The sequence below is a fragment of the Sodalis endosymbiont of Henestaris halophilus genome, assembly GCF_900161835.1.
GTDB lineage: Bacteria > Pseudomonadota > Gammaproteobacteria > Enterobacterales > Enterobacteriaceae.
Map to the genome: position 1 here is coordinate 1,440,327 of NZ_LT897836.1, position 18,713 is coordinate 1,459,039.

Annotated in this window: 7 protein-coding genes and 2 tRNA genes; 4 read left to right on the plus strand and 5 right to left on the minus strand. The window is 35.9% G+C overall.

The window, feature by feature from the left end; all coding sequences use genetic code 11:
• Positions 1 to 1,690 precede the first annotated feature (1,690 nt).
• From HBA_RS03040 to pepA, 3 genes are all read right to left on the minus strand, one after another.
• Positions 1,691 to 4,546, minus strand: coding sequence for a valine--tRNA ligase (locus tag HBA_RS03040; RefSeq protein WP_097032534.1), 2,856 nt, complete (start codon positions 4,544 to 4,546; stop codon positions 1,691 to 1,693).
• Positions 4,547 to 4,562: 16 nt separating this feature from the next.
• The gene (locus HBA_RS03045; RefSeq protein WP_097032535.1) at positions 4,563 to 5,009 is read right to left on the minus strand and encodes a DNA polymerase III subunit chi; all 447 of its coding nucleotides are present in this window, start codon (positions 5,007 to 5,009) and stop codon (positions 4,563 to 4,565) included.
• A 78-nt stretch (positions 5,010 to 5,087) separates the two neighbouring features.
• The gene (gene pepA, locus HBA_RS03050) at positions 5,088 to 6,599 is read right to left on the minus strand and encodes a leucyl aminopeptidase (protein WP_097032536.1); all 1,512 of its coding nucleotides are present in this window, start codon (positions 6,597 to 6,599) and stop codon (positions 5,088 to 5,090) included.
• Positions 6,600 to 6,905: 306 nt separating this feature from the next.
• Between pepA and lptF the strand changes: the two genes are divergently transcribed.
• The 4 genes from lptF (at position 6,906) to HBA_RS03070 (ending at position 14,979) form a co-directional block, all read left to right on the plus strand.
• Entirely contained in the window at positions 6,906 to 8,006 is a 1,101-nt protein-coding gene (lptF, locus tag HBA_RS03055; protein ID WP_097032537.1) for an LPS export ABC transporter permease LptF, read from the plus strand.
• Positions 8,006 to 9,076 carry an LPS export ABC transporter permease LptG gene (gene lptG / locus HBA_RS03060; protein WP_097032538.1) on the plus strand — a complete coding sequence of 357 codons (1,071 nt, stop codon included), beginning with the start codon at positions 8,006 to 8,008 and terminating at the stop codon, positions 9,074 to 9,076. Before lptF ends, lptG begins: the two co-directional genes overlap by 1 nt.
• 3,279 nt (positions 9,077 to 12,355) lie before the next feature.
• Positions 12,356 to 12,437, plus strand: a tRNA-Leu gene (locus HBA_RS03065).
• Between the two features lie 2,469 nt (positions 12,438 to 14,906).
• Positions 14,907 to 14,979, plus strand: a tRNA-Phe gene (locus HBA_RS03070).
• A 2,402-nt stretch (positions 14,980 to 17,381) separates the two neighbouring features.
• On the opposite strand, the gene bamC is transcribed toward HBA_RS03070, so the two are convergent.
• Together bamC and dapA are read right to left on the minus strand one after the other, a co-directional pair.
• Positions 17,382 to 17,714, minus strand: a complete 333-nt coding sequence (gene bamC / locus HBA_RS03075; RefSeq protein WP_097032539.1) for an outer membrane protein assembly factor BamC — start codon at positions 17,712 to 17,714, stop codon at positions 17,382 to 17,384.
• Positions 17,715 to 17,730: 16 nt separating this feature from the next.
• Positions 17,731 to 18,609, minus strand: coding sequence for a 4-hydroxy-tetrahydrodipicolinate synthase (gene dapA / locus HBA_RS03080; protein WP_097032540.1), 879 nt, complete (start codon positions 18,607 to 18,609; stop codon positions 17,731 to 17,733).
• Positions 18,610 to 18,713 lie beyond the last annotated feature (104 nt).

Consider the following 18,713-nt stretch of genomic DNA (forward strand, 5'->3'; position numbering starts at 1 on the left):
TGAAGCGCTTGCGCGGTTAACGGTTAATCAACAAACAACATAAATACACAAACAACCTTCAACTAAAGACTATCCGTTGATAGGTAAACAAATAAAAGATTGTTGCTATCTTTATTAAGCTTATTTACTAATAGTAATCTACTGAATAATAAAGATTATTAGTACAGCATTGATATTAGAAATCATTTGCTGTAATAAATATAAAAATACAAATACAATTATACTATAACATATAATGCTTTGAGTGTGCCGATTATAACAAAAATTGAATGAATATGCAATCAATAGCACCTGTAACCTTTGTGTGATACCACCTATTATTGTTTTAATTTATTAAACAGCGAATAACAAGTTTTTAAAAGTTTTCTTTGCTATTTAAAAGAATTTTTAAAGAAAAATATAACTTGTGGATTAACATCCATAGACTTATCCCTATTTTATTAAAATGATATTATCATGATTTCTTTTAATATTTTAAAAGCTAAATTTAATAATAATTAATTTACTAATAAAATAATTATTATTAAATTTTTTATGAACATAATACCGCCCTATTTTAGTAACTAGTTTAAGTATATCCTTATAACTTAAGGATAAACGTTACATTCCTTGCTTTTAGCTACATCATGATTTTAACAATATGAAAACCATGTTCAACTTAAGGATTATACCATTTTTTAATGTTTATTAGTTAGCTGCATGACCTTTGAGCATAGAATGATTTATGATAACGAGTTATATATTTTCTGGGGTAAATCAAATCACAATGGCGGATACAAGATTCTAAATGATCTACTAATAAATGATAATGAAATTTATGTCAGATCCTTGCATTGAGCCTTAAATGCTGGCAAAGACATACAGCCTTGTGAATACGCATGAATTGCTAATCGTAATCGTTCGGATAAAAAATATTCCTTTACGGCCGCACTAAAATAGTGTATAATATATAAATCTTAATAAATAATGGGCTAACAACCACGTTGATTTACTATCAGGTTTATAACGAAATTTTCGCGCCACCTAAGTATTCATGAGCATTAATATTTATTTAAAATAGATCGACCTAGCCATATTTAATATGGTAGAAAACCAAACTCTTAATATTGATACTACATGGAAGTTACTCCGCATCTATCATAGCTCCGAATTACTCAATATCAAGGAATTCAATAGAAGATTAAGAATCTTTCCTTATTACAACCCTGGTAGCTTTACCTAAATGCATCCGGTTTTCCTACTTATATTGCCTTATATTTCAAAATAATAATCGTCATGAAGCTGAGAAACCCAAATATCCTATCTCAAAATAATTCTTTGGCCGCAAAAATGTTAGGTTTCAAAGGTACGCTCATAGACATGCATCGCAAAATAATCACGACACATAAATACTTGTCTAAATAAGTATAGGATTGAAAATCTCCAAAGCGCTAAACGATATGCATCCCTTTTGCCAGGAATGCTAAATTCAGTTTGCGATTGTAAACAAGCATGGTAATAATCCGGATAGACTTTACTTAAAGCACGATAAGTTAAAAACTATAACACTACGACTCATTGATAACTAGGCAAATAACAGCATAGGCTATCGTTGCCTGAAGAACGTGGCAACCAGGGATAATTACTCAAAGTCGATAAAAGTACTTACTCATCTACGATGGTAGTGCATATATAAACCGAAGAAACATAGTTATAAACTCGAGATAATCTCTTGTTGTTCTAATAATTTTTCCCTGGATTGCTGATAGCTTTCCAACTTCTGGCGCTCTTTTGCCACCACTGTATCCGGTGCACGACTAATAAAGCCCACACTATTAAGCTTGGCGGTAATAAGACCGATCTCGCCTTCAATGCGTAAAGCTTCCTTCGCCAAACGTTTTAATTCGGCAGCTTTATCGATCAGGCCCTCCGTCGGGATCAGCAGTTCAGCACCATCGATAAATTGGGTGAAGGAAACTGGTCCTTTATCATTCTTTGGCAGTAGAATAAGACTGTTAAGACGCGCTATAGTGAGTATACATTTCAAGTTTTCGTTTACCCGGCGCACTACTACCGGTGAAGCATGGCGTAATAAAACTGCCAAAGGCTTACCTGGTGAAATATTCATAGCGGTACGCATCGTGCGTACCGCAACAGTAATTTGCTTGATCCATTCTAAATCGGTGATAGCATCGACGTCCGCTAACGCTATATCATAGGTAGGAAAAGGTTGCAACATAATAGTAGCGCCCTGTTCGCCGATAAGAATTTTCACCCTCTGCCAAATGGTTTCAGTAATAAACGGAATAATAGGATGAGCCAAACGCAGTAATGCTTCTAGCACTTTGATCAAAGTATGCCGCGTGCCTAGTAGTTCAGCGGCGGTGCCGCTGCGCATCACCGGTTTGGATAGCTCCAGATACCAATCACAAAACTGGTTCCATGTGAATGCATATAAAATGCTAGCCGCTAAATCGAAACGATAATTATCCAGTGCTTCGCGAAAAAATTTTACTGTTTCATTAAATTCTGCAAGGATCCAACGATCAGCTAGTGAAAATACTTTATTGCAGCCGTCAAAACCACATATATGATCTTCGGTATTCATCAAAACAAAACGGCTAGCATTCCACAACTTATTGCAAAAATTACGATATCCTTCTAGTCGCTTCATATCCCAGTTAATATCTCGGCCTGTAGAGGAGATAGCTGCTAGCGTGAAGCGCAGGGCATCAGCACCGTGCGGCTTGATGCCATTCGGAAATTGTTTTTTAATGCACATACGGATCTTATTCGCCAATTGTGGAAACAGCATATTGCTAGTGTGCTTTTGGACTAAATCAGCTAGCGAAATGCCATCCACTACGTCTATAGGATCAATAACATTACCTTTCGACTTGGACATTTTCTGCCCTTTTTCATCACGTATAAGACCAGTTATATAGATAGTTTTAAACGGTACCTGTGGCTTGCCATTGTCATTCTTTATAAAATGCATGGTCAGCATAATCATGCGCGCTATCCAGAAAAAAATAATGTCAAAGCCACTCACCACCGCGCTAGTCGGATGAAAGGTGCGCAACGCTTTAGTGTCTTTTGGCCATCCTAAGGTGGCAAATGTCCATAATCCAGAGGAAAACCAAGTATCTAAAACGTCTTCGTCCTGGCGAAGAGGTATATCGGCTGCCAACTGATATTGCTGACGGATTGCTGTGATGCTAAGTCCTACGTAGACCTGACCATCCGCATCGTACCAGGCTGGAATGCGATGGCCCCACCAAAGCTGACGAGAAATACACCAGTCTTTAATATCCCGCATCCAGCTGAAATACATATTTTCGTACTGCTTGGGCACAAACTGAATCTCACCCTGTTTTACCGCCTCTACCGCCACTTTTGCTAGAGGCAAGGTGCGTACGTACCATTGATCAGTTAACATAGGCTCGATAACTACACTGCCTCGATCGCAATACGGGATCGTAAGGTCATGAGCCTTTATTTCGATCAGCAGGCCTAAATGTTCAATTGCCGCCACGATTGCCTTACGAGCCTCGAAACGTTCTAGACCACGAAAAACTGCCGGAATTTCGCCAGAAAGTGCTGAGCTGACCTCGCCGTGGGTGTCAAACACCTCAGCTTCCTGACGAATATAGCCGTCAAATGTCAGGATATTAACCATCGGCAGCGCATGGCGCTTACCTACCTCATAATCATTAAAATCGTGCGCTGGAGTGATTTTAACGCAGCCGGTGCCTTTGAACATATCCGCGTACTCGTCACCAACGATAGGAAGACGGCGGCCGATAAGCGGTAGTATGATAGATTGACCAATCAAATTACTATAGCGGGAATCTAACGGGTTTACAGCCACGCCGGTATCGCCGAGTATTGTTTCCGGTCGTGTGGTAGCGACCACTAGATAATCAAGACCATCAACGGTGCACACACCGTCAGCTAACGGATAACGCAGGTACCACATTAATCCTTTTGACTCGCGTTTTTCTACTTCTAGGTCAGAAATTGCGGTGCGTAATCTAGGGTTCCAGTTCACCAAGCGTTTACCCCGGTAAATCAAATCTTCTTGATACAAACGCACGAAAACTTCTTTTACCGCGATAGATAATCCTTCATCCATAGTAAATCGCTCGCGCTCCCAATCTACAGATGCACCTAGACGATGCATCTGATAGGTGATAATTTTGCAAAATTCCGCTTTCCATTGCCAAATCTTGTCAATAAAGGCGTCCCGGCCGTAATCGTGACGGGTTTTACCCTCTTCCTCAGCGATTTTGCGCTCCACTACGATCTGCGTCGCAATTCCGGCGTGATCTATTCCAGTTTGCCACAATGTATTTTTACCCTGCATACGTTGATAGCGAATCAAGATATCCATAATAGTCTGCTGAAAGGCATGACCCATATGTAAGACGCCGGTGACATTTGGCGGCGGAATCATGATACAATAGCTATCCTGCCGGGTATCATTATTTGGTTTAAAATAGCCCTGCTGCTCCCAGTGCTCGTACAAAGTCTGCTCGATATTTTGAGGATTATATATTTTATCCATAATGCATTATTAATCACTACATTGGCGATGGGGCCGTAGTCAATTGAAAGCCGATGCTGCGATATACTCTATAACGATCGCGAGCGAGCTGTTTTAAAACCGTTTGATTTGGAACGAAGTCTATAACTTCATTAAAAGCGGAGACAAAAGCAACGCTGGTCTGCTGAAGGTTGATCAGCAGACCCTTCGGAGAATTACTGCGGCGTTGTGGCCAGCAAATTTCCACCGGCGAACCATAGCGCGAACCTTCGCCTACCAGGTTATGCGGGACAAAAGCATCAGGATCACGCGTCCAAAGAGCCTCGTCCATTCGAAACGCTTGGGAATCGTCATCACAGGCAATAACTACCCGTTTCCCTTCTCGCCATTTATCGGCCGCTAAATCGCAAGCAGTTCTCTCCACAGAAGTCAAACCATCTTTGATGGAGTATTCGTCTAGCAAATAGAAGATTGCGGTTTTCATTTGCCGTTTTATTAACTATAGAAGATAACGAACAAACAACAAACATAAGATCTACCCGTATTAGCATGTATTTTGAGATTACTCGTCACCTCCAAGTCCAGCGCGGTTAAGAAGGAATTGAGAAAGCATAGCCACCGGCCGACCCGTGGCGCTTTTGGATTTACCAGATCGCCAAGCGGTGCCGGCTATGTCTAAATGCGCCCAATTATATTTCCGCGCGAAACGCGATAGAAAACATCCAGCAGTGATAGCGCCACCTGGCCGGCCACCGATGTTTGCCATATCAGCAAAATTAGACTCCAACTGCTCTTGGAACTCATCTGACAATGGCAAACTCCAGGCGCGGTCGCCAGCTTGCTCGGCGGCGTCCATAAGTTCATGGGCTAGCGGATTATGATTTGACATCAGCCCCGTTAAATGATGTCCCAGTGCAATAACGCAGGCGCCGGTTAGCGTAGCAACATCTATTACTACATCCGGATCAAAACGTTCGACATAAGTAAGGGCATCGCACAATACAAGCCGACCCTCAGCGTCGGTATTCATAATTTCTACTGTTTGTCCAGATAAAGTGGTCAACACATCACCGGGCCGAAACGCGCGGCTGTCCACCATATTTTCGCAGCCAGCTAACACACCAACAACATTCAATGGCAGATTAAGTTCCATAGCTATGTACATTACACTATAAACCGTAGCAGCGCCGCACATGTCGTATTTCATTTCATCCATATTGTCAGCGGGCTTGATGCAAATGCCACCAGCATCAAAGGTTAGCCCTTTACCCACCAGCACAATCGGCCGAGCATCAGCGTTGGGGTTGCCTTTATACTCAATAACTGACATCATCGATTCATTGGCAGAACCATCGCTCACCGCTAGATAAGCTTGCATACCTAATTCTTTCATTTGTTGTTCGCCTATAACCGTGGTCGTGGTTGTTTTGCCGTAACCATCGGCCAGCTGCCGCGCGTGGTCAGCTAAATAAGCAGGATTGCAAATATTAGGAGGCATATTTCCTAAATCTTTAGCGGCTTTAATGCCAGAAGCGATAGCTAACCCGTGGGTGATAGCGCGATCACCAATGACTAATTCGCGTCGCGTCGGGACATTTAGTACCATTTTTCGCAGTGACCGACGCTGCTCAGTTTTATTACTTTTCATGTGATTGAAAGTATATAGCGTCTCTTTTGCCGTTTCTACCGCCTGGCGAACTTTCCAGTAGGTATTACGCCCTTTAACGTGCAACTCGGTTAAAAAACAAACAGCCTCCATGGAGCCGGTGTCGTTTAGAGTATTAATGGTTTTATTAAAAATTTGCTTATACTGATGTTCATTTAGCTCTCTCTCTTTACCGCAACCAATAAGTAATATACGTTCGGAGGATATATTAGGGACGTGATGCAGCAGCAGCATCTGACCCACCTTTCCTTCCAATTCACCACGACGCAACAAGGCACTTATATAGCCCAAACTAATCTTATCCAGCTGTTCAGCGATCGGGGATAAACGACGCGGTTCAAAAACTCCGACGATAATACAGGCACTGCGTTGTTTTTCTGGGCTACCGCTTTTTATACTGAACTCCATACACTCTCCTGCATCTTAAAGAAAAAAGTTTGGCGCAGGGAAAATATTTTTCAGTAATATCTCGCCTCTGCATTAAACCACATGTGTTAATTGGCGTATTTATTAACATGATGAATAAGAATGAGCTTTTATGTTAAAAACATACATCCGTTCTCTTAGCTTAACCAAGCGGTATAATGCTATTATACTTTTATACTTTATACAATTATTTACCAATAAAGATAGATCTTTTAGATCTATTAATAATAAATTAACGATAAATTTATCGATTTTTGCATAACATCAAGTTTTACAGGCGAAATAAGCGTGATAATCACTAAATATTTAGTGCGAGAGACATTTAAAAGCCAGCTCACTATTTTTTTTATCCTGCTTTTTATTTTTTCCTGTCAAAAGCTAGTGCGAATTTTAGAAACGGCAATAAATGGTTACATTCCAAAAAATATAGTTTTACCGTTACTCGGCTTAGGCATACCCGAAATGGCACAATTAATTCTTCCAATGTGTCTTTTTCTGGCGCTATTGATGACACTGAACCGCATGTACGCCGAAAACGAAATTACGGTTATGCACTCCTGTGGCCTAGGTAAAAACATATTAATCCGTGCAATGCTATTGCTCAGCTTGATTACTGCGATATTTGCGACGGTCAATGTAATATGGCTTTCTCCCTGGTCATCGCGCTATCATGATTTGATTATGTTAGAAGCCAAGGTCAACATGAGCATGTTAGCGATGCTTGAGGGAAAATTTAAACCAGCAAAAAATAGCAATGCGGTTCTGTTTATAGGCAACTTTAAAGACACAGGGTTTGAAAATTTATTCCTGGCACAAATTAAACCAAAAGGCAATGCGCGCCCTTCTGTTGTTATTGCAGACCGAGGACATATGATCCAACGAAAGGACGGATCGTTATTAGTCATATTAGACAAGGGAGCACGTTATGAAGGAACAGCGATGCTACGAGATTTCCGCATTACAGATTTCATTCGATATCAAGCAATTATTGACTACAAATCGGTACCTGCAGAAAGTACCAACGCCGCGAAAATGACGTTGTGTCAACTCTGGCACGCGACAGAGCCAGAGGAACGCGCGGAGTTGCACTGGCGGTTTACTCTAGTGGTATCAGTACTCATCATGGCTATGATAGTGATGCCGCTATCGGTCGTTAAACCGCGATATGGCCTAGTATTAGGCATGGTGCCCACCATGTTATTGTATCTATTTTTTTTTCTACTGCAAACTTCTCTGCGTACCAACGGCGCTAAAGGAAGAATTGATCCGATGTTGTGGATGTGGCTAACTAATGTAGCATATCTAGCACTAGCTCTGGTACTATATTTGTGGGACAGCATACCGGCAAGAAAGATGCGTAGCTGGCTACATACGATAGGAACAGTTTAATGTTTAGCGTATTAAACCGATATGTTAGTAGCATCATTTTTAATAACATAATGATAACTTTATTCATGCTGGTATCGTTATCAAGTATTATCAAATTCGTCGAGCAATTGCGTAAAGTAGGCCAAGGTGATTACTCAGCACTCGGTGCTGGTATTTTTACTTTACTTGGTATTTTCAAGGATATCGAGATCTTTTTTCCGATGGCAGCATTACTGGGGGCACTCCTAGGCCTAGGTTCACTGGCAACGCGCAGTGAATTAGTAGTAATGCAATCATCCGGCTTCAGTCGGCTTAAGATAGCTAGTTTCGTTATGCAAACTGCTATTTTTTTGGTGTTTTTAACCATTATCATCGGCGAATGGATTGCGCCAGCTAGCGAAAAAATAGCTTATAATTACCGCACAAAGGCGATGTACCATGGTTCAATAATATCAACCTCTAACGGGATGTGGATTAAGGATGGTAATGACTTTATTTTTATTGAACAGGTGGTAAGCAGTGATAAGCTAGCCGGCGTTAATATTCATCACTTCGATAAGGCGAACCGGCTACAATCTTTACGATATGCTGCCAACGCTATTTTCAGCAACAATCAATGGAAATTATCGAAAATAAATGAAGTAGATTTGACTGACTGCAAACAAATTATTAGCCGGCAAACCCTAACCGGTGAATGGAAAACTAATCTAACGCCGGATAAGTTATGGGTCATTTCACTGAAGCCAAATTCGTTGTCTATCTCAGGAATGTATCATTATGTTAACTACCTAAAACAAAACGGGCAGGAGTGCAACCGTTACCAGCTGAATATGTGGAGCAAGATTTTTTTACCGTTCTCAGTAGCCGTGATGATGTTTATGGCGCTGTCATTTATTTTTGGACCGTTACGCAGTGTGACTGTGGGAGTAAGAGTGGTCACAGGCATAAGCATTGGTTTCTTATTTTACATATTGAATAAGATCCTTGGTCCGTTGAGTGTGGTGTATAACACACCGCCCGTGATCGGGGCATTGTTGCCTAGCATGGTATTTCTTATTATAAGTATCGTACTACTATTACGGTGTCGGTGACGCAGTCAATCTTTTCTGATAAAACACTATTTTATAATAGTGAATGCTAAGTTATGATTTTAGTAGAATAACCTATTCTATCAATAAATATATTATGATAGTTTTTCTAAACTATTTATTACATAGTGAATTATGACATTTTAAATATTATTCTTATATAATACTGTAATTACTAAAATATAAATCAGAGTTAAAAACTTTACTAAATTTTTTACTTTTTTATTGTAATGCCGAAAGCATTAAAATAATTGCCAATAAATTTGAATGAGGAATATTATTCCCTGTTATCCTGTAACGGTGATACAATCTTTGATTACATAAAGCGACGGATAAAAATATTTATGTCCGTTTATTATATCCTAATAAAATATTTTTTATTGGTTTCGATAAATTATTTATGTTTTTATTTTACCAAACTAAAGTGTCGATAATGACAAATAAATAATACTTTGTCTAGCGTATAGTATAAATAGTTATATGATGATTTAAACTCTATATCTCACTGAGATAGATATTAATTTTATTAAAAAGGAAAAAACATCTATCCTGGTATTAGTTAAACATCATTTTTTAAACACATTCAACGCGCGGTGCGTAACTTTACAAAATATAAATACGTTTAAGATAAATAAGATCAATATTAATATATATCAACATAAGTAATATACTATGTATCATCATCTTCGAATATAATGAGTTAGGATGTAAAAATCATGTGGTTACCAACGAACACTAAAATATAACTTCATAAAATAATACTCGTGATTTTATTAAATATTTATAGCTAACACAATAATATTTTACTTTCTGACAACTAGATAATTAATATAAAATTTTAACAAGAAGTTAAGAACTAATAATAAATTAAAATAAATTCTACAAACACCACACGCTAAAAATTATCTTATGAGATTTATCGGAAAATTAATAATAAATAATCTCAGTAATAATCTACTTATAAATTTTTTGGGGAACAAAATTATACTATGAACATCAATAAACTGATTTTGGCAATTGGTTATTTATTTTAATTGTAATAATAACAACATGAAATAAGTCTTTGAGTATGTAATTACTAATTAAATGATCATTCCGTAAAAGATACTATTATTAATCTATAAATTAGTTAATACTTAGTAAAAACTTAGAAATACGGTATAATATTGCTCTCAGTTTTTCTTGATATCTCACGATCGTTATTAATACGAGTATTTTATCATATTTTGCTGATAATACTGCTTTCTCTCTAATAACCGATATAAATATAGATATTATTGCAGGTAATAAGTACTCTAGACAATGTTGCTATCAACTACACAATTAATTTTTATGTTTAAATGATCGCGGCAATTTAAACGCTAGCAAAGTTGCTTAAGTGGCTAATTGTATTGTTAACTAAAGCAACTATCGGAATTTATTTTGGTCTATAAGATAGAGTGCCGGATAAAATCTTATTTATAAAAATGCATGAGTAAATATTACTCAAAACAATAGCATAAATGTGACAACACGCGGTAACACTTATAGGCTGATTCCGTTGATAAGCAAGGACTCACTGATAGATTTGATCGACATTAGCTCTATACAATCCCCCTATACTATAGCCATACCATAAAAAATAGGCATTTTAACTCTAATTATGAAAATAATTATCTTTTCGTAGTAATCGACATCGATAATAATCGAGTAGTTTAACATATTGATACTCTTTTAATTAACATGCATTTGTTGACCATATCTCCAGAGATGAGAAAACCCATTCACAGAAAATAAAAAAATTAAGATTTTATCTTAATGACAAATATTATCAACTCACTTAGATTGATATTAGATATGATCGCAATGCCGAGATTAATCAGCTATATCGCTACCATTAACTGTCATCCTTATTAAGTGTCCTCGGCTAACTAACTGTCAGACAAGCTATGTATTGTCGATAGTAAAAACTTTTAGTTTTTTTTGGCACATTTTCTTTAGGAATACTATCACAACGCGCAGGTTATTTATTTTAATTATTATAATTTAAATATTAGCGGTAATAAGCGACGGATCCCATGGGCATGATCTATTTAAAACTGTTACACAAGTCATTGCCTAACCGAAGTTAGGCGAGTAGTGCAAGACACACTTGTCATTTTACCCGAGATATGCGTATAGGGACAATAGTTAAAATCCCCAAGAAATTTTCTACCTAAAAAGATAGATTGTGTGGTAGCACCCGTAAAGATCTCTTGGATACTTTGACGTCAGATAAAAGTAACTGATAAAATGGTAAAGGTTTATGCACCTGATCTTTGGTGAGAAGTTTTTAACAGATCCTGATATTAACATGTACCATAATTCAAAAAAGAGAAATACCCAACACCGGCAATATATTAGATTACTCAATAAATTAATGTTATCGGTATCATATTTACCAATTATTCTAACTTACTTTAAGGCTTCATCATTTAAAATGATAAAAGAAACAGCTAACCAGGAAAACTCTTGATAAGATCTAGGTTACAGGGTAAAACGCCCTTGACATATTTTCCTAATAAACTGGTACTCTAATAGTATAAAAACAATTGTTCGGTTTATGCAAATAATCAAAGTTGATAGCACCTATAGTGCTAATATATAAAGCGCAGATGAAGTTAACGCAAACGCTTTTCAGAAACTGATAGTTAAACACTCTACAAATACGACTTAATATCAAAACGATTTTCTTATTATCTCACTTGCCGTATTAATACGGGATTAATTCTTAATTGCTAGACTAGGAAATTATTGCAAGTGACAACTCTACGATAAACTTGGCTATGACAGCTCAGCGTGAACCGCAAGTTATCAAGTAGGGACAGAAAATGACTTAAGTGTTTCACACTGTACTTGACATTTTGCTTTTACCTTAAACCCCTCTGGGCAAAACACTAAAGATTACTAGGGAGATATGTTTTTTGCGCGTTTCACCGCACTGGAAAGTACGTTGATACCGCGACTACGAAATTAAAAATTACTTTCCAGTCGTTTTTTATTGGTATCTGCCTTGCCCTTACGAGCCTGTAAACATAGGAAGATATATGTGTCTTGACTGCTGAATGTAAGAAGTAAACTCGAAAAGTATCCCCCCAGAGATCGGGGGGAATTTATGCTAATGTTAGACAACAGGTACTATAACGCACTATAAAACTATTTTATAGCAATTAAACAACTGAAAAAGACGGAAGAAATCATATTGCGTCATAATCTATTAATGGTATTATACGTTTTGGTATTACTGTATATAATTATTTCAGTGCCGAAGTGGCGAAATCGGTAGACGCAGTTGATTCAAAATCAACCGCCTTCGGGTGTGCCGGTTCGAATCCGGCCTTCGGCATTACTAAAAGTAAATTAACATCTCTTGCTCAACACTTAATCAATTTAATTTGATTAATATTAACTTACTTTCTTGCGTGTACTTGAGATTACATTTCAATTTGATAACATGGCGAGGATACTTATTATTACAAGAATTATATGAATATTTGCGCATCTCAACTTAACGCATAAGCTTATAAGCTTACTTATAAACAACGCAGTTATGCTATAAGTACCTTCCCTAACGGTTACAACCCTTAGCAAAGAGATTATATTCTTTGACAGAAAAAAGTGTTAAAGTTGTATAAATACCCCCCTAATTTTCTCTATCTTATGCTAAAGTGGCAGTGAAACAAAACTCATAACCAGTTATAATGTATATAATTAATTAAAAAATAAAAACTACCAAAGTAAGGCATTAATTAGGAAGCGATCATTGCGTTAGCAATTAAGAAATAGTCAACACACCCATGGTGCTCGTATGTTAAATAGTCTGATAAAAAATCTATTATCTTTAAAGATATTTAATACCTGAGCGTTTGTATTTGTAGTGAAAACTTATAGACTCGTGTCTATTACTCTCGCATCAACTGTTTAACTAACAGTTCATAGTAACCTTGCTATAAGTTACTACCAATGCGGTTCTTTATGGTTTTGTAGGAGTTTATTTTCTATTTTAAGGAAAATTAAAAATAAACATTCATGGCTAATGGATAGCAGCTTATTATTTTAGCTTTTCAAATATATATTTGCAGTAAATTATAACTCATTAAGTAACCTACAAAATAATTGAAAGGTAGCATTAAATTTTAATTTGAGTGGCTATTGGTAGCGTATGACTACAAGTCTAGATTAGTTGTAAAGTTTTTAGCTATTATTGTGCCATACTTATTAAATATTCAATATCTTAATGCGACAACTGCAATTCGTATTATTTTACAATATATTATGTATTAAAAATAAGAGATGTTAACTTTAACATATTATTATATTTTCTGGCATTTACTTTATGATTAAAGAGCATGTATTGCTATATGCAATGAAGATTTGTTGTTATTTAACTATTATCTATCTTATTACGATAAACAGATATTCAATATTTCTGCTGTTAAATATCATTAACATCCTCAGCAAAATACATGATAAAATATAATTTTTTACTTATTTTATAAATATTTATACTTAATATCTATAAATCTTTGTCAAAAACTTTAATTTCTTTAAATAATATTAAATGCAAATAAATCATAAATAGCTAACGAAATATCGATATACAACTTAAGGTTTAAATATTTATACAAATAAATAAGTTATCAATACTAACAAATTGTTTTAAGTTATTAAAATATTGCAGCAAATGCAATGTTTTATCTTCTCGTAACTATACTTATTAATATAAGTATAGTTAATTTTTAATTCAAAACAATCACTATAAATATAGTTACATATCTAACAATATATTATTAATGTTTTATTAACATTATAATAATTACAAGGGCAATAACTTTACTAAATAACCTTTATTTTTATTAAGGTTATTACCTTACAATGATCATATTCAATACTATCCTTGCTTTGATCGTACGTGCTCTATAGCACGCTTTAAGTATCTTTAATATATTTATTATTTTTATATTTATTTAAGATTTGTTAGCTTTCTAGCATCTTCTTATTAATCTAATAGTTACATAATGATCCTAACTTTACTAAAGTTAGTACAATACAGAAATACATACAAATAATCTTAGACTAAATATCAGTATCTATATTATTAACTCTTTTAATAAACTTATAAAATATACAGTCACAAAAATTACACATCACTTTTAAGCAAAAGTCTGCAACAAAACACATGCTTAAACAATAGAGTTTCGCATAAATAACGATGACTGTGATGATTACTATTGAAATGATGTGGTAGCTAACTCAGCTAATCACATCCTTTACTGTGGCGGGATCGAAAAACGTGGCTTTATGGTTATTTAAAAACATGAAGGATGAGATAAGCAAAAATCATGCAATTATGCATAATAATTGATAGCAAGATCATGTGATCTTAACAAAGTAGATTAAGCAACAGCGTCATTTTAATTGTTATTTATCATCGTTTGCAGCTCTTGTATACCCTACAATTTGGAATTATTATTCCAAAGTCTCGGCAGATCAAAAAAATAAACGACCCTACTACTACATTATAAACCTATTGGCTACTTAATATAACAAACTAACACTCTGCCTATTGTTATCAGTCAAAAAATTAATAGTATAAGAATACTTGAACAAATTCCTAGTCAAACACAAAGATTAGTATGTGGCAGCAGCGCATTATTTCGCAAAATATTCTGCACTTAACCTTGTGTCGTAAAATGACATGTCTAAGCAAAATGTGCCACATTTAATTAAAACTTATCAATGTAATAACCACTTAAGTAATTCACGAATAAACTCGTTGACTATATTAAACTAATAAGATTTAATATTGTTTGTTGCCCGGATAGCTCAGTTGGTAGAGCAGGGGATTGAAGATCCTCGTGTCCTTGGTTCAATTCCGAGTCCGGGCATCAACACTTATTTTTTTAAAATGCGCGATCAAAATACTACGATTTGTAGTTTGCATGATTATTTAACTCTCTTACATATTACCTAAAAACCTGTATTTTACCATTGCAGATAACTATCTCACAATTAGTAGATACAATTGACTATGTCAACATAATGACGTATAAAATCGATTTTTGTGTTTACAAAACCAATTAGAATAATGACTTTTATGCTTATTTATTATAAGTTGCCAGCATAAGTCTAGATATAACTCATTCGCATAAAGATACTAATGGATATTTATCCCAGTTGAGCACAGCACTGTTGTACGCAGATCAGCAAACGATAATAAAAAATATTTAATGCAATAGTGTTACTATGTATGCGGCGTCATGCTACGAATAGCATATTAAGACTATAATATTTTAGTCTTGCAGAGTTAAATTTCCAACGACTAAACGATACCGGGGTGTTTTTTCCTACCTACCTGAGATAGAGCTACTAACCGCCTTTAAGGTTCTCTTAGAAAGGCTTTGTCTATCGTACGCATAAAAGCGTCGAGACCCAATTCATGATAAAAGAAAAGATCGACGAGGAGGTATGCTGCGAAATAAAGTGATTTGATCACGGAGCCTGTGTTTTATATCATCTTAAAACAATAAATCAACATACACTATCTATACCTAGTAATAAACTTGTATATAATTAATTAGCAGATAAAGTACCCTATATACGTTGCACTATAAATAACTAAGGTCAATAACTTATAGGTCTTATCCATTTACTTAAAAAGTATACCGTCAGTGATTTTGATTGTAGTTAAGGACATAAAGGTGATAAACTTTTGCAGTTTTCTTATCATGATAGCCAAACGTACGTTTTTGAGATTAACCACACCTAAATGAACCGCCGGTAAGAAAAGGCATGAGGATAGATACCATTATAATTCACCACCAATCAAAATCATCAGAAAAATATTGCTTTTATTGCAAATCAACAGTATGAACTGTGATACTGCCAAGACCAGATAACTTGCATGCATCTATTCTTCCATATAATTATTTTCATAATTACTTTACTAACATATTGTTATCTTAACTTGAAATCTTTTTTATTAATGAATGCATCATTACAATCTCAGATAAGCTGTAAACCTTATGAACCCAGGTAAAATTAACGATTATTCTCACTTAGAATCTCTAAGATTAGAGATCTTATCATGAACTTTTATAACGCAATCCTTGGCGCTAAACTGGAAGCATTCTTTAATTTAAAATAGCGTGTTTGTCATTACAAATGACTACCATCAAAGGTATATTCATGCTACAAACACAATCATGCCGTTAAACGGTCTACATATTTAGATAAAAGCTACCAGAATATAGCTTGTCATTGTATAAATTTTACCAACTAAATAATTACCTTTATAAATTAATAGCTTTATATGCTATATTAAATCTATTAAACTAACCAAAGGTCGTTTGATATAAGTATCATTAATTCTCAGCTAGTGAGAAGTTATTTTTAAATATAGATTAAATAATAGTGATGGCTAATGTAGTATGCTTTTCGCACGAATTATTCGATACGTAAACCGTAGATTTGATCGTATACCATTTCAGTTTTGTTGCAATACAAATTAGCTAAATTTTGCATATTTACGTATTTATGCTGCAAGATAGGTAAAAAAGGATTGGATTCCTTATTCATTAACTTATTAATATATCGATGAATGCTGCATAGCATGCCAAGGATAGCTATGCAGCATTGCAACTATTTTAAAGAATATATTCTTTGCAGGTTGGTGAACTACAAAGTACGCCAGTTATGGAAATTGCTCGACCTTTTAATTATACTGTATAAATCCAAATTGTTAGCAACTAGAATGTAATCTCAAGTGCTACTTTATCACAGCATATCGCCACAGGTAAAAGGCATAAGTTTATGCGGGGTCGAATGTTATATTTTACCTTCATGTCGGATAAATGCAAACGACAACGTTAGATGTATCTACTTAATATTAAATATTATTATATAGTGAAATACAAACAGAAACAAATAACCCGCTTTCGGCGGGAAGTTGCAAGATCATCTTAGTATTCTTGTCCTAAGCAAATACAACAAGCTGGCATGATTATTAATTAAGCTGATATAGTTCTATTCACGACGCCGTTCAGCATCTCGAAGATATAAAGCTGTACTCAAATAGAGTTAATGATTAACTTATCCCGCTACTGCAGATCAAGGACGAAGTCTGTTAGCTTTAAGCTAACAAGTATTATCTAATAACGGCCGCTGTGTTGTTAATTGTTATCAACACATATTAAAAAGATTTAACTAGTCCTGTTGAGGATATGACGACAGACTTTATTTTAAGCACTACTATCATACTTGCAACTAAAGATCGCGACTTTGCACATCTTTATTTCAATTGAATAAAGGCTCTATTGTTAGAACATTGCGGGTAAGCATCATTTTGCAACTCTAGAGTTTTAGTGGGAGGAAAGATGTCCATACCATTATTCACAGCTTTGTTGCACGGAAAAGAAGAAATGTCATAGTCACTATTGTGCAATGGAAGAATAATCCCAGTGGGAATAGTAAGTGCGTGAAGAGATGGCGCAGTCAGGTATTTCTCTTCATTTTCATGTGGCTGACGTTTATTGTGCGAATAGTTAGCACAAGCCTCTAACAATAAAATAAGCGAGATGCCTACCACTTTGAATATCAGTAACTGTTGCATTAGATAAGCCATAAAATTTCATTAAGGGTTACAACAAACATGCATCCGTTAAAGCCTGTCTCACTACGCAAATTCCTGCCTCGGTCAGGGACGTCATAGGCAGTCGCAAAGTATCGGTCATTATTAATCCCAATGCCTTACAAGCCCATTTAACTGGTATAGGGTTAGATTCAATAAATAATGTTTTATGCAGAGGCATCAAGCGCTTATTAAAACGTCGCGCATCAACATAATTGCCAGCTGCTGCCAGAACGCAAAGTTGTGCCATTTCCTTCGCAGCTACGTTAGCAGTTACGGAAATCACTCCTTTGCCGCCGAGTTGCATGAAGTCTAATGCACTGGCATCATCGCCACTTAGAAGTAGGAAGTCAGCATTAACTAACTCTTGGATTTGGCTGACACGGCTTAAGTTACCCGTAGCTTCTTTAATTCCGATAATATTTTTGATCTCTGCCAAACGAGCTACGGTCGACGGCAAAATATCGCATCCGGTCCGCGTCGGGACATTGTAAAGGATCTGCGGCAAATCGCTGCTTGCAGCTATGGCCTTAAAGTGTTGGTACAAACCTTCCTGGCTAGGACGATTATAGTATGGCGTGACGCTAAGACATCCCACAACGCCACTATCGTTGAAGCGTCGAGTTAACGAAACGGCCTCTGCAGTAGAATTCGTACCAGTGCCAACGATGACGGGAACGCGCCCGTTGCTGAACTCAAGGGTCCACTTTACCATATCACCATACTCTTCGTGGGTTAAGGTAGACGTTTCGCCGGTTGTTCCCATAATTAAAATTGCTGAAGTACCGCTATCAGAATGATAATTAATTAATTTTTTTAAACTAATACGATCGATAGCGCCTATTTCGTCCATCGGAGTAACTAGTGCTACTATACTTCCAGTAAACATAAACATTTCTCCACAAGCAGTCTTATTTATAACACTGCTTGTATATAATACTTTTTTATTAACTTAAAAGCAAACTAATATAAAGCCAGGTAGTCCTTAATACA

Coding starts and splice junctions, on each gene's coding strand:
- HBA_RS03040 (WP_097032534.1), bottom strand. CDS start 4,546: ATGGATAAAATATATAATCCTCAAAATATCGAGCAGACTTTGTACGAG.
- bamC (WP_097032539.1), bottom strand. CDS start 17,714: ATGGCTTATCTAATGCAACAGTTACTGATATTCAAAGTGGTAGGCATC.
- lptG (WP_097032538.1), top strand. CDS start 8,006: ATGTTTAGCGTATTAAACCGATATGTTAGTAGCATCATTTTTAATAAC.
- dapA (WP_097032540.1), bottom strand. CDS start 18,609: ATGTTTACTGGAAGTATAGTAGCACTAGTTACTCCGATGGACGAAATA.
- pepA (WP_097032536.1), bottom strand. CDS start 6,599: ATGGAGTTCAGTATAAAAAGCGGTAGCCCAGAAAAACAACGCAGTGCC.
- HBA_RS03045 (WP_097032535.1), bottom strand. CDS start 5,009: ATGAAAACCGCAATCTTCTATTTGCTAGACGAATACTCCATCAAAGAT.